General features: G+C 74.1%; 10 protein-coding genes. 3 read left to right on the top strand and 7 right to left on the bottom strand.

The features are described 5' to 3' along the window. Positions 1-6: 6 nt before the first annotated feature. Positions 7-684: a LuxR C-terminal-related transcriptional regulator gene (locus tag ACH4TG_RS38240; RefSeq protein WP_398247447.1), complete on the bottom strand. Its 678-nt coding sequence runs from the start codon at positions 682-684 to the stop codon at positions 7-9. Then, positions 681-1976 (bottom strand): PspC domain-containing protein, encoded by a 1296-nt coding sequence (locus ACH4TG_RS38235; protein WP_398247445.1) that lies wholly within the window; start codon positions 1974-1976, stop codon positions 681-683. The genes ACH4TG_RS38240 and ACH4TG_RS38235 overlap by 4 nt, the downstream gene beginning before the upstream one ends. A gap of 155 nt (positions 1977-2131) precedes the next feature. On the opposite strand from ACH4TG_RS38235, the gene ACH4TG_RS38230 reads away from it, so the two are divergent. Then, positions 2132-3538: a PspC domain-containing protein gene (locus ACH4TG_RS38230; protein WP_398247443.1), complete on the top strand. Its 1407-nt coding sequence runs from the start codon at positions 2132-2134 to the stop codon at positions 3536-3538. Beyond that, positions 3538-3798, top strand: a complete 261-nt coding sequence (locus tag ACH4TG_RS38225; RefSeq protein ID WP_398247441.1) for a hypothetical protein — start codon at positions 3538-3540, stop codon at positions 3796-3798. The genes ACH4TG_RS38230 and ACH4TG_RS38225 overlap by 1 nt, the downstream gene beginning before the upstream one ends. On the opposite strand, the gene ACH4TG_RS38220 is transcribed toward ACH4TG_RS38225, so the two are convergent. Then, positions 3707-4243, bottom strand: a complete 537-nt coding sequence (locus ACH4TG_RS38220; RefSeq protein WP_398247439.1) for a DoxX family protein — start codon at positions 4241-4243, stop codon at positions 3707-3709. The two genes, ACH4TG_RS38225 and ACH4TG_RS38220, sit on opposite strands and share 92 nt — an antisense overlap. 132 nt (positions 4244-4375) lie before the next feature. Continuing rightward, positions 4376-5992, bottom strand: a complete 1617-nt coding sequence (gene guaA / locus ACH4TG_RS38215; RefSeq protein ID WP_398247437.1) for a glutamine-hydrolyzing GMP synthase — start codon at positions 5990-5992, stop codon at positions 4376-4378. 313 nt (positions 5993-6305) lie between these two features. On the opposite strand from guaA, the gene ACH4TG_RS38210 reads away from it, so the two are divergent. Continuing rightward, positions 6306-6680 carry a chorismate mutase gene (locus ACH4TG_RS38210; protein ID WP_398247435.1) on the top strand — a complete coding sequence of 125 codons (375 nt, stop codon included), beginning with the start codon at positions 6306-6308 and terminating at the stop codon, positions 6678-6680. Between the two features lie 309 nt (positions 6681-6989). Here the strand turns inward: ACH4TG_RS38210 and ACH4TG_RS38205 are convergent, their stop codons facing one another. The 3 genes from ACH4TG_RS38205 to ACH4TG_RS38195 form a co-directional block, all read right to left on the bottom strand. Next, positions 6990-8825 carry a GMC family oxidoreductase N-terminal domain-containing protein gene (locus tag ACH4TG_RS38205; protein WP_398247433.1) on the bottom strand — a complete coding sequence of 612 codons (1836 nt, stop codon included), beginning with the start codon at positions 8823-8825 and terminating at the stop codon, positions 6990-6992. A gap of 218 nt (positions 8826-9043) precedes the next feature. After that, positions 9044-10705 carry a succinic semialdehyde dehydrogenase gene (locus ACH4TG_RS38200; RefSeq protein ID WP_398247432.1) on the bottom strand — a complete coding sequence of 554 codons (1662 nt, stop codon included), beginning with the start codon at positions 10703-10705 and terminating at the stop codon, positions 9044-9046. 213 nt (positions 10706-10918) lie between these two features. Next, entirely contained in the window at positions 10919-12523 is a 1605-nt protein-coding gene (locus ACH4TG_RS38195) for a serine/threonine-protein kinase (protein WP_398247430.1), read from the bottom strand. Positions 12524-12787 lie beyond the last annotated feature (264 nt).

Here is a 12787-nt window from a genome sequence, read left to right as displayed (position 1 = left end):
GCCGGTTCAGACCAGGCGGCGGGCCGTCGCCCAGCGGGTCAGCTCGTGCCGGTTGGACAGCTGGAGCTTGCGCAGCACCGCGGAGACGTGCGACTCGACCGTCTTGACGGAGATGAACAGCTGCTTCGCGATCTCCTTGTAGGCGTAGCCGCGGGCGATCAGCCGCAGCACCTCCCGCTCCCGCTGGGTGAGCCGGTCCAGGTCCTCGTCGACCGGGGGCGCGTCGGTGGAGGCGAAGGCGTCCAGCACGAAGCCGGCCAGGCGCGGGGAGAACACCGCGTCGCCGTCCCTGACCCGGAAGATCGAGTTGATCAGGTCCGGGCCGGTGATGGTCTTGGTGACGTAGCCGCGGGCGCCGCCGCGGATCACGCCGATCACGTCCTCCGCGGCGTCCGACACCGACAGGGCCAGGAACCGCACCGGCCTTTCCGGGTCGGCGGCGAGCGCGGCGCACCGCCGCAGCACCTCGACCCCGCCGCCGCCGGGCAGGTGCACGTCGAGCAGCACCACCTCGGGCCGGGTCGCGGTGACCACGCTGACCGCCTGGTCGACGTCGGCCGCCTCGCCGACCACCTCGACGCCGGTCTCCTCGGTGGCGCCGATCTCCGCCTGCACCCCGGTGCGGAACATGCGGTGGTCGTCGACGAGCACCACCCGTACCCGCCGCTCCTCGTCCGTGCTCATGCCGCCGCCACCCTCTCCATCTCCAGCTCCACTTCGGTTCCGCCGCCGGGGGCGGGACGCAGCCGGGCCTGGCCGCCGTTGCGCTCCATCCGGCCGATGATCGATTGTCGTACGCCCATGCGGTCCTCGGGGACCTGATCGAGGTCGAATCCGGGCCCGTGGTCGCGGACCGAGACGAACACCCGGCCCTCCTCGACCTCGGCGAACACCTGCACCGCCTCGCCGGCCGAACCGCCACCGTACTTCGCCGCATTGACCATCGCCTCGCGCGCGGCCTGCATCTGCGCCACGAGTCGCTCATCGAGCGCGCAGTCGCCGACGCACACCACCTCGACCGGGACGCCGTGCGCGTCCTCGACCTCGGCGGCGGCGGCCCGCACGGCCTCGGCGAGCGTGGTCGGCTCGTCGTCGCGTCCGGTGCCCTCGGGCCGGTACAGCCAGGCGCGCAGCTCGCGTTCCTGGGCGCGGGCGAGGCGGGCCACCTCGCGCGGGTCCTCGGCGTTGCGCTGGATCAGGGTCAGCGTGTGCAGCACCGAGTCGTGCACGTGCGCGGCGACCTCGGCGCGCTCCTGGGCGCGGATGCGCATCAGGCGCTCCGCCGACAGGTCCTGGGTCAGCCGCACCAGATAGGGGCCGGCGATCAGGGCGACGCCGACCAGCACCGCCAGGGCGGCCTGCAGGATGCCGCCGAGGTGGCTGCCGTTGCCCCGGACCACGATGAAGCCGGTGACGCCGGCGACCACCAGCGCGACCCCGGCCGCGGCCCTGGCCAGCGGCCAGAACCGCTTGCCCTGGCTCATCTCCACCCAGCGGGCCTTGCGCGCGTTGTCCGCCTGCCGCCACACCAGGCCCACGCCGAGCGCGATCACCAGCAGCGGCCAGACCGCGCGGTTCGCGGCCCCCAGGTTGAGGTTGTCGACCAGGATGCCGGTGCCGACGGCCAGCGCGATCAGTGCGATGACCTGGCCCTTGTCGGGGCGCTTGCCGGCCAGCCAGGAGCGGGCGTCGCGCGGCTCCTTCGCCTCGGCGACCCCGCCGACGCCCAGCGGCACGAAGAACCAGAAGATCGCGTAGAGCAGGATCCCGATGCCGTTGAAGGCCGCGAGCACGATGAAGAACACCCGCACCCACAGCACGGGCAGGCCCAGGTGGCCGGCCAGCCCGCGCGCCACCCCGCCCACCAGCCGGCCCTCGGAGCTGCGGTAGAGCTTGCGCACACCGCTGTCGCCGGGCTCGGGCGAGGAGAGGAAGGTCGCTCCGGTCGCACCGGAGGGCGGGCTGCTGGCTGGCATACCCCCGATCGTCACACAACGCACCCGCTCGGGGCATCAGGGTTGACCCCCTGATCCGGCCGGCCGTCCGGGGCTGCCCCCCAGGGGACGGATCAGGGTCGTACCAGGGTCGGGGCCGGGTGCCGGGCAGGCCGCCGAACCGCCACCATGGTCGTATGACGGACCAGCCCCCGGGGCAGCACGCCCCGGACCCCGACGCGGATCCCGCCGACGTCCCGGCCGCCGCGCGCGCCGCGGACGCCCCGGGCCCCGACGCGGATCCCGCCGGCAGCCCGGCCGCCGCTGACGGCGTGGACGGCGGTGACGGCGGTGACGCCGGGCAGAAGCCGCGGCTGCGGCGCGGCCGCGACCGCAACAAGGTGATCGCGGGCGTGTGCCACGGCGCCGGCGCGTACTTCGGCGTCGACCCGGTGATCTTCCGCGTCGTGCTGGTCGTGCTCTCGCTGACCGGCGGCATCGGCCTGATCGTCTACGGCATGGGCTGGCTGGTAATCCCGCAGGAGGGCGAGCAGGAGAGCGAGGCCCACCGGCTGCTGTCGGGGCGGATCGAGGGGGCGCCGCTGACCGCGGTGCTGATGGCGCTGGTCGGCTGCGGCCTGTACGCGTCGATGATCGGCAACGGCGCCAACCAGGCGTTCTCGCTGCTGCTGCTGACCGGGACGGCCGCGGCGGTCTACTGGTCGCAGCAGCGCCGCCGGATGGCGGCCGCCGGCGAGATGCCGGCGCCCGGTGCCGGTCCCGGCGGGGCGACCCGGGTGGCGGCGGCGGTGCCCGAGGCGCCGCCGGCGGTGCAGGCCCCGCCGGAGCCGGGGGCCGCGCCGTCGTGGTGGCGGGAGCCGCTGACCAAGGAGCCGGCCTATCTGTGGGGGCCCGACGACGGCCCGCGCGGCGAGGAGGACAAGGCGGCCTGGCGGGAGCGCCGGCGGCAGGTCAGGCGGGAGCACTCGTCCTGGCTGTTCGGCCTGGTGGTGTTCCTTCTCACGGTGACCGCGCTGGCCGTGGGCGCCGGGGTGGCCTGGCCGTACCAGCCGGCGGCGGTCGCCGCCGAGATCGGCCTGGCGTCCGCGCTCGGCGTGCTGGGCGTGGCGTTCGTGGTCGCGTCCTTCGCGGGCCGGGCCCGCGGCGGCACCACGTTCTTCGCGGTGCTGACGATCGCCGCGCTGGTCGGGACGGCGGCGCTGCCGAAGACCGGGCAGGGCTTCGGCCGCACCACCTGGCAGCCGCTGACCGCGTCCGCGGTCCAGCCGATGTACCAGCGCGGCGCGGGCGTCGCGACCCTGGACCTGACGCGGGTGGCGCTCGACGGGCGGACGGTCAGCACGAAGGTGCACATCGGCGCCGGGCAGGCCGAGTTGCGGCTGCCGCGGAACGCCACCGTGGACCTGGACTACGACCTCGGGTTCGGCGAGCTGGTGATGCCGGGCACGGTCAACGACGGGGTGAAGGTGCACGACGGGCAGCACGGCGAGCGGACGTTCGCGGCGCTGCCGGGCACAGTGTCGTCCGGGACGATCCGGCTCGAGGTCAGCGTGGGCGTCGGCCAGGTGAAGGTGGTGCGGTGATGCGGCGGCATCGGTTCGAGCCGGCGGCTCTGGTGATGGGCCTGGTGCTGATCGGGCTGACGGTGGCGTTCCTGCTGGACGCCGGGCGGGTGTGGGACCTGTCCCGCCCCCAGGTGAGCATCCCGCTGGCGGGCGGCGGCCTGCTGCTGGTGGCCGCCACCGCCATCGTCACGCAGGCCGTTCGCTTGGTACGCGCGCGTCGCGCGCGCCGGCTGCGGGCTGCGGAGGGATCCGGTCCTGCCCGCTACGGCGCCTCGTGAGCAGCGCGTCCAGCGACAGGTAGGGCGCCCCGGCCAGCACCAGCGGCAGCCAGGCCATCAGGTAGGCCAGGTCGTTGCCGTAGTAGTAGGGCGTGGTGGACCAGCTGACGGTCAGCCAGAGGCTGAGCGAGATCAGCGCGCCGCCGGTCGCCGCGACCCGGCCCAGCAGGCCGGCGAGCGTGCCCAGGCCGGCGGCGATCTCACCGAAGGCGATGGCGTAGCCGAAGCCGTGCGGCGACTTGAGCGCCAGATCGATCAACGCGGGGACGGCGGCCTGGTCATGGGTGCTGTGCAGGGTCTGCACCAGGGAGCCGTTGGCCGAGTCGGTGAAGAAGGTGCTGCTGGTGAGCTTGTCCAGACCGGCGTACACGAAGGTGACGCCGAGGAAGATCCGCAACGGCAGCAGGGAGTAGCGACGCGCGGTCTTCCGCCAGGTTTCCAGCATCTCTTCCACCTCTCTCGCCGCCCGCGCCCGCGGAGGAACGGTTCTCCGGGACCTCTTCTCGGACGGATGCGTCGAGAGCCATACGTACACCCGCGCGCTGTGACTCAACTCAGCGCGCGGGAAGTGTCGTTCTTATTCCCACTCGATCGTGCCCGGGGGCTTGCTGGTGACGTCGAGCACCACGCGGTTGACGTCCGCGACCTCGTTGGTGATGCGGGTGGAGATGCGGGCCAGGACGTCGTAGGGCAGGCGCGACCAGTCGGCGGTCATGGCGTCCTCGGACGAGACCGGGCGCAGCACCACGGGGTGGCCGTAGGTGCGGCCGTCGCCCTGCACGCCGACGCTGCGGACATCGGCCAGCAGCACGACCGGGCACTGCCAGATCTCGCGGTCCAGGCCGGCCGCGGTCAGCTCCTCGCGGGCGATGGCGTCGGCCTCGCGGAGCAGGTCCAGCCGCTCCTTCGTGACCTCGCCGACGATCCGGATGCCGAGCCCCGGGCCGGGGAACGGCTGGCGCTGGACGATCTCCTCGGGCAGGCCCAGCTCCTGGCCGACCATCCGCACCTCGTCCTTGAACAGCTTGCGCAGCGGTTCGACGAGCTGGAACTGCAGGTCCTCGGGGAGGCCGCCCACGTTGTGGTGGGACTTGATGTTGGCGGTGCCGCTGCCGCCGCCGGACTCCACCACGTCCGGGTAGAGGGTGCCCTGCACCAGGAACTCCACCGGCTCGCCGGTCACGCCGGCCTCGGCGATGATCTCGGCCTGCGCCTGCTCGAAGACCCGGATGAACTCCCGGCCGATGACCTTGCGCTTCTCCTCGGGGTCGGACACCCCGGCGAGCGCGGCCAGGAACCGCTCGGAGGCGTCCACGACCTTCAGCTGCACGCCGGTCGCCGCCACGAAGTCCTTCTCGACCTGCTCGGTCTCGCCCTTGCGCATCAGACCGTGGTCGACGTACACGCAGGTCAGCTGGTCGCCGATGGCCTTCTGCACCAGGGCGGCGGCCACCGCGGAGTCCACGCCGCCGGACAGGCCGCAGATCGCCCTGCGGGTGCCGACCTGCTCGCGGATCAGCGCGATCTGCTCCTCGACGACGTTGGTCGTGGTCCAGGAGGGCGCGATGCCGGCGCCGCGGTAGAGGAAGTGCTCCAGGATCTGCTGGCCGTGCGTGGAGTGCAGCACCTCGGGGTGGTACTGGACGCCGTACAGCCGCTGCGCGTCGTTCTCGAACGCGGCGACCGGCACCACGTCGGTGGACGCGGTGACGGTGAAGCCCTCGGGGGCGGCGGAGCAGGCGTCGCCGTGCGACATCCACACCGACTGCTCGGCCGGGGTGCCCTCGAAGAGGGTCGAGCCGGGCTTGCTGACGGCCAGCGCGGTGCGGCCGTACTCGCGGGCGCCGGTGTTGTCGACGGTGCCGCCGAGCGTGGTGGCCATCAGCTGGAAGCCGTAGCACATGCCGAAGACCGGGACGCCGGCCTCGAAGATCGCGCGGTCGAGCGTCGGGGCGCCCTCGGCGTACACCGACGAGGGTCCGCCGGACAGGATGATCGCCGCCGGGTTCTTCGCCAGCATCTCCGCGACCGGCATGGTCGAGGGCACGATCTCGCTGTACACCCGGGCCTCGCGGACGCGGCGGGCGATGAGCTGGGCGTACTGGGCCCCGAAGTCGACGACGAGGACCACGTCCGACGTGGTGTCCGAGGTCCCGGGGGTCTGATCGGGGGCGGCTGGGGTCGCTGATGCCACGGGCGGCCTTCCGGCGGTTTCTGCTGGGTCGAGGGCCTGCCGGCCCTGCTGACGAGTCTACCGTCGGCCCGATGGCCCCCGCGCCGGTCCGCTCACCAGGCGGCTTGCGCGCGGGCGGGGACGGTGGTCCATACTGCTCGTATGAACCCGCGCACCTTCGCGTTTACCTATGGCACCGGCTGGTCCGGCTGCCATGGTCGCGTTGCGTGAGCTACTGACGAGCGACTTTCCAGGCGCCCCGGGCCACTCGGCCCGGGGCGCCTGTCGCGTCCGCGGGCCGTGCCCCGGGGCCGGAGCCCCCGAGGAGCAGACCATGACCGAGACCCCGATCACCCCGATGATCCCGATCACCCCGTCCCCCGCGGCCCAGAACCCCACGCCCCCGCCCCCGGCCGTCCCGAGCACCACCGCCGATGCCGGGGCCGCCGGAGCCGATCCGGGGGGCGCCGACGCCCTCATCGCCGCGCGGCGGCAGCGCATCGACGAGCTGGACGAGCGGATCATCGCGCTGGTCCAGGAGCGGATGAGCGTGTCCGGCGAGATCCAGGCCGCGCGGATCGGCTCGGGCGGCCGGCGCGTGCACCTGTCGCGCGAGCTGGAGGTTCTGCGCACGTACGGCGGGGCGCTCGGCAAGCCGGGCACCGCGGTGGCCATGACCCTGCTGGAACTGTGCCGCGGCCGGGTCTGAGCGTCCCCGTTCGGGCGGCATCACCCGAACGGCACGTGACCGCCGCTCCGCGGTTTCGTTGGAGGTGGTGTCCGTGCCAGCCAGGGGCGGTCACCCAACACCACGCGTGGATAGCACCGCCCAGACGCAGCTGGGCGGGATGTGACCGATGCGATGATGCGGCCGCAGTCGTGCGGCCGCTGTGGGACCTCGCGTCGGTGCCAGTGACCGGACGGCAGGGGACAGCAGCCCGGTCACGAACTCAACAGGCGGTCGGCTCCCGGGGACGCTTGGGACCGGCCGCTCTGCGAGGGACACATTACCGTGTGTTCAGGACGTTCCGGACTCGCCCCGTTCCTCCGTCCCGCCGGACTCGCCCGGGCCCTCGGCCCTCGGCGGCACCGCGGGCACCGGGAGCAGCGGCAGCCGCAGCGCGCCGAAGGCGTCCTCGGGCACCGCGGGCGTGGCCGGCGGCACCGCCTCCACCCGCCGGTAAGGCTCGCCCTGGGCCGGACGCGGGTCCTCCTCCCCCTTGTTCGGCCACAGCGACATCGCCCGCTCGGCCTGCGCGGTGATCGTCAGCGACGGATTGACGCCCAGGTTCGCCGAGACCGCGGCGCCGTCCACCACGTGGATCCCCGGGTGGCCGTAGAGCCGGTGGTACGGGTCGATGACGCCGTGCTCGGCGTCCTCGCCGATCGGGCAGCCGCCCAGGAAGTGCGCGGTGAGCGGCCGTTCGGTGGCCTCGCCGATGTTGCTGCCGGGGAAGCCGCCGATCTCCTCGGCGATCAGCCGGGCGGCCTCGGCGCCCTCGGGGATGTGCGTCGGGTTGGGGGCGCCGTGGCCCTGCCGGGCGGTGAGCAGCCCCCTGCCCAGGCCCTTCGGCTTCCGGTACGTGGTCAGGGAGTTGTCGCTGGTCTGCATGACCAGGCCGATGATGGTCCGCTCCGACCAGCGGTAGGTGATCAGCGAGCGGCAGGCCAGCACCGGGTGCCGCACGTTGTTGCCGAGGAACTCCAGCCAGCGCGGCACCCGGCCGCGGTACGGCGCGGCCAGCGTCGACAGCGAGCCCATCGAGTTGGAGCCGCGCCCGTAGCGGACCGGCTCGATGTGGGTGTGGTCGTTGGGGTGCACCGAGGAGGTGATGGCCACGCCCTGGGTGAAGTCCAGCGGGGTGTCCGGGTGCCGCTTGCGGTAGCGGCCCGGTGAGGTCTGCGCGCCCACCAGCGCTTCGGAGTTGGTCCGGGTGAGGTCGCCGAGCCGCTCGGAGACGGCGGGCAGCCGTCCGGTGTCGCGCATGGTGTGCAGCAGCGTCTGGGTGCCGTAGGTGCCGGCCGCGACGACCACCTGCCGGGCCCGCAGCACCGTGCGCGGGCCCTTCCTCCGGCGGTCGGTGGCCACCGCGGTGACGCGGTAGCCGCCCGCGGAGTCCTCGGCGAGGTCGACCACCGTCGTCATCGGGTGGATGACGGCGCCGGCCCGCTCGGCGAGGTGCAGGTAGTTCTCGTTGAGGGTGTTCTTCGCGCCGTGCCGGCAGCCGGTCATGCACTCCCCGCACTCGGTGCAGGCCCGGCGGGAGGGCCCGGCGCCGCCGAAGTACGGGTCGGGCGTCTCGTCGCCGGGCGGCACCTCGGCGTCGCCCCGCGCGTCCTTGCCGTCGCCGAAGAAGACGCCGACGGGCGCCAGGTGGAAGGTGTCGCCGACGCCCATCTTCTCCGCGGCGGCCTTGAGATGGACGTCGGAGGGGGTCATCGTCGGGTTCAGCCGCACCCCGAGCATGCGCTGCGCCTGGTCGTAGTACGGCGCCAACTCCTGCTGCCAGTCGGTGATGTGGCCCCACTGGCGGTCCTCGAAGAACGCGGCGGGCGGCACGTACAGGGTGTTGGCGTAGTTCAGCGAGCCGCCGCCGACCCCGGCGCCGGCCAGCACCAGGACGTTGCCGAGCACGTGGATGCGCTGGATGCCGTACAGGCCGAGCGCGGGCGCCCACAGGTAGTTGCGCAAGTCCCAGGAGTTCTTGGGCAGTTCGTCGCGGGCGAAGCGGCGGCCGGCCTCCAGCACGCCGACCCGGTAGCCCTTCTCGGTCAGCCGCAGCGCCGAGACCGAGCCGCCGAAGCCGGAGCCGATGACGACCACGTCGTAGTCGTAACCGTCTTCCTGAGTCACGGGTTCCTCCGGGAGAGGTGGGGGACGGGGAGCGCCGGAGTGCCGCAACGCGCGGGCCCGGCGGGGCTGTCGGGGCCGGCGGTGGTGCGGGGCCGCAGCGCTTCGGGGAGGGGAGCCGCGCGGCGACGGGGGAGCCGCGCCGCGCGGCGGTCGGGGGGGCCGGGGCGGTGGGGTGCCGCGGCCGGCGGGTCAGCGCCCCGGCGGCGCCGGCAGCGCCGTCATCGCATCCGCAGCGCCTTCATCAGCCGCAGCGAACGGCTCAGGAACGCGGCGTACTTCTCGTCGTCCATGCCGAACGCCGGGCCCATGGGCAGCACCCGCTGGGTCGCGATGGTCTGCGCCTCGGTGTACTTCAGGATGCCCTCCGAGCCGTGCCTGCGGCCGAGACCGGAGTCCTTCATGCCGCCCATCGGGGCGCGCACGCTGCCGTACGCCGACGCGTACGCCTCGTTGACGTTGACGGTGCCCGAGCGCAGCCGGGCGGCGATCCGGCCGGCGCGGCGCGTGTCGCGGCTCCAGACGCTGGAGTTGAGGCCGTAGTCGGTGGCGTTGGCGCGCTCGACCGCCTCCTCCTCGTCGCGGAAGCGGTAGATCGAGACGACGGGGCCGAAGGTCTCCTCGGTGCACACCGCCATCGGCGGCTCGACGCCGTCGAGGATCGTCGGCTCGTAGACGTACGGTCCCAGGTCCGGGCGGGGGCGGCCGCCGGCCAGCACGCGGGCGCCCTTCTCGCGGGCCTCGTCCACGTGCCGGGCGACCGTCGCCAGCTGGCGCTCGCCGACCAGCGAGCCCATGCCGGCGCCGAAGGCCAGCGCGGTGCCCAGGCGGATGGCCCGGGTCCGCTCGACGAACTTCTCGGTGAAGGCGTCCGCGACCGACGCGTCCACGAACAGCCGCTCGACGGAGATGCACAGCTGTCCCGCGGAGGCGAAGCAGGCGCGCACCGCGCCGTCGGCGGCCTTGTCCAGGTCGGCGTCGCGCAGCACCAGCAGGGCGTTCTTGCCGCCGAGTTCGAGGGAGGCGCCGACCAGGCGGGCCGCGGCGCGCTGGGCGACCTCGCGGCCGGTGCGGGTGGAGCCGGTGAAGGACACGTAGTCGGCGTGCTCGACGACGGCCGGGCCGACGACCGGGCCGTCCCCGATCACGATCTGCCAGACGCCCTCGGGCAGCCCGGCCTCGATCAGCTGCTCGCGCGCCCACAGCGCGGTCAGCGCGGTCTCGGTGTCGGGCTTCATCACCACCGCGTTGCCGGCCGCGAAGGCGGGCAGCGCGTCGCCGACGGACAGTTCCAGCGGGTAGTTCCAGGGCGCGATCTGGCCCACCACCCCGCGCGGCTGGCGCAGTTCGACGGTCTTGGTGAGGGCCGGGATGGCGCCGGTGTGCCGCTTGGGCCGCAGGTACGACGGCGCCTTGAGGCCGTAGTGCCGGGCGGCCATCGCGACCACCTGCACCTCCTCGTGGGCGTGCAGCCGGGCCTTGCCGGTCTCCAGCTGGATGAGGTCGAGGACCTCGGCCTGCCGGGCGAGCACCAGGTCGTGGAAGCGCAGCAGGACCGCGGCGCGCCGGCGCGCCGGGGTGGCCGCCCATGCCTGCTGGGCGAGCCGGGCGCGGTCGAACGCCTCGGCCACGTCCTCGGGCGTGGCCTCCGGCAGGTCGGCGAGCTTCTCGCCGGTGAGCGGCGTGTGGTTCGCGGTTCTGCCCGAGCCGGCGACGCCGCGGGTCAGGCGGGCGACGAGGTCGGGCGTGACGACGTCCTGCGGGCCCCGGCCCGTGGTGGGCGCGGCCGGGTTGCCGTCGGTGGGGCTGCTGCTGGCGCTGCCGCCCGGGCCGCCGCTGGCGCTGCTGCTCGGGTTGCTGCTGGGCTCCGGCGATTCCGTCATGCCGGTGAGGTTACGACTGACCGGCGCCCTGTGGATACCCATCAGTAGCCACTTTTTCCTTGATTCGCGCAACTACGCCAGCGAACGGTGGCGCCATAGGGGTCGCCGCAGGTCGGAGCGGGGTAACCGGGGGTACACCGAGCCGCAGGTCAGCCGCGGCTCCTGCGGCCGTGGCGTCAGTGGCGGGCGCCCGCGGCCGGGTCGGTTCCGGGGTCAGTGGCGGGCGCCAGCGGTGAAGCTCGCCCGGATGGTGTCGAAGGTGCTGCGGGCCGCCTCGGTCTGCTCCACCGGCGCCGACAGCCAGATGTCGTACATCCGGCCGTGCTCCGCCCAGCACAGGTCCAGGGTGCGGCGGGCGCCCTTGCCGTCGCCGAAGCCGTCGTAGGTGAACTCCCACAGCGCGGCCTCCTGGCCGTGCATCACGGTCCTGGTGATCACGCCGTCGCGGTACCCCTTGTAGGGGCTGCCGGGCTTGGTCGCCGCCTTGTCCTGGTCGCTCATCACCGCGTACGCGCCGCGCGGGTCGGGCTTCTGCTCGCGCTCGCCGAACCGGAACGTGTGGTCGACCAGCCAGTAGTAGACCCGGGCCGCGGTCGGCTCACGCTGGTAGCCCTCGGGCAGGGCCACGGAGAAGCCGCGCTGATCGGTGACCTGGCGGAAGCCGGTCGGCAGCGGCGGGGCGGTCGAGGAGGGCGCGGTGGTGGGCGGCCGGGTCGGAGGCGCGGTGGTCGCCGTCGTCGCGCTCCTCACGGCCGGGGTGGACGGCGGGGTCGCGGCCTGCCTGCCGCCGTCGCCCCGGGTGACCACCAGCGCGGCCGTCGCACCGGCGACCACGGCGATCAGCGCGGCACCGGCCAGCACGGCCGCGGTCCGGCCGCGGGACCTGCGGGGCGCGGCCGGTTGCGGCGACGGCTCGGCCACCGGCAGTGCGGGCGTCGGCGCCTCCGGGGTCGGCGGCTCGACACCCGTCTCGGCGTACGCCATCAGCACCGTCCGCACCTCGGCGGCGGCCATCCGGCGGGCCGGGTCCCGGTCCAGCAGCCCCTTGACCACCGGCAGCAGCGGGCCGACGGTGCTCGGCGGCGTGATGTCGTCGATCGCCACGGCGTGCACCACCTCGGCGATCGACTCGCGGTGGAACGGGGACTGGCCGTCCACCGCCGCGCACAGCAGCGCGCCCAGTGACCACAGGTCCGACTCCGGGCCCGCGCCGCGCCCCGCCATCCGCTCCGGCGCGGTGTACTCCGGCGAGCCGACGAAGGACCCGGTGTCGCTGATGGTGGCGCTGCCGGGGATCCGGGCGATGCCGAAGTCGGTCAGCACGACCCGGCCGCCGTTCCGCTCGATCAGCACGTTCGCCGGCTTCACGTCGCGGTGCTGGATGCCGTGCTGGTGGGCGGCGAGCAGCGCGCCGGCGACGGCGCCGCAGATCCTGGCCGCCTCGCGCGGCGCCAGCGGGCCGTCCTCGCGCAGCACGTCGGCCAGCGAGCGGCCGTCGACCAGTTCCATCACGATCCACGGCCGGCCGTCCTGCTCCACGACGTCGTGCACGACCACGACGTGCGGGTGGCGGATCCTGGCCACGCTGCGTGCCTCGCGCAGCGCACGGTCACGCTGCCGGTCCGACTCGACCTCGTCCAACCCGGCGTCGGACAGGTGGAGTTCCTTCACCGCGACCGGGCGCCGCAGCAGCTCGTCGTTGGCCCGCCACACCGTGCCCATGCCGCCGCGGCCCAGGCGCCCGGTGATGCGGTAGCGCCCGGCCACGACATCCCGCGGCTCCTGCGCCGCCGTGACCCGTCCCCCGTCACTTGCCATGGGGCCCATCATGCCCCACCCCCGGCGGGCCACCGCCCCGCTCCCACAATCCCCCCACGCCCGGGGCGTGTTCGCCGGGAGGGCACCCGGGCGCCGCTCGGTCTAGCCGAGGACATCCACGGAGGACAGGCCCCGATGGGCGTGGTGGGCCTCGGCGACCTCTTCAGGCTGGGCGCGGAGTTCCCCGCACTCCCGGGGCATCGCCCCTCCGGGGCGGGACTCCGGGGTGCCCCCGGGGGTGGATTGCCGTCTGCCGCGCCGCTG

This window comes from Streptomyces sp. NPDC020917 (assembly GCF_044333795.1).
Classification (GTDB): Bacteria; Actinomycetota; Actinomycetes; order Streptomycetales; family Streptomycetaceae; genus Actinacidiphila.
The sequence above is the reverse complement of the archived record's forward strand: the minus strand, read 5'-3'. Positions and strand labels throughout refer to the sequence as shown.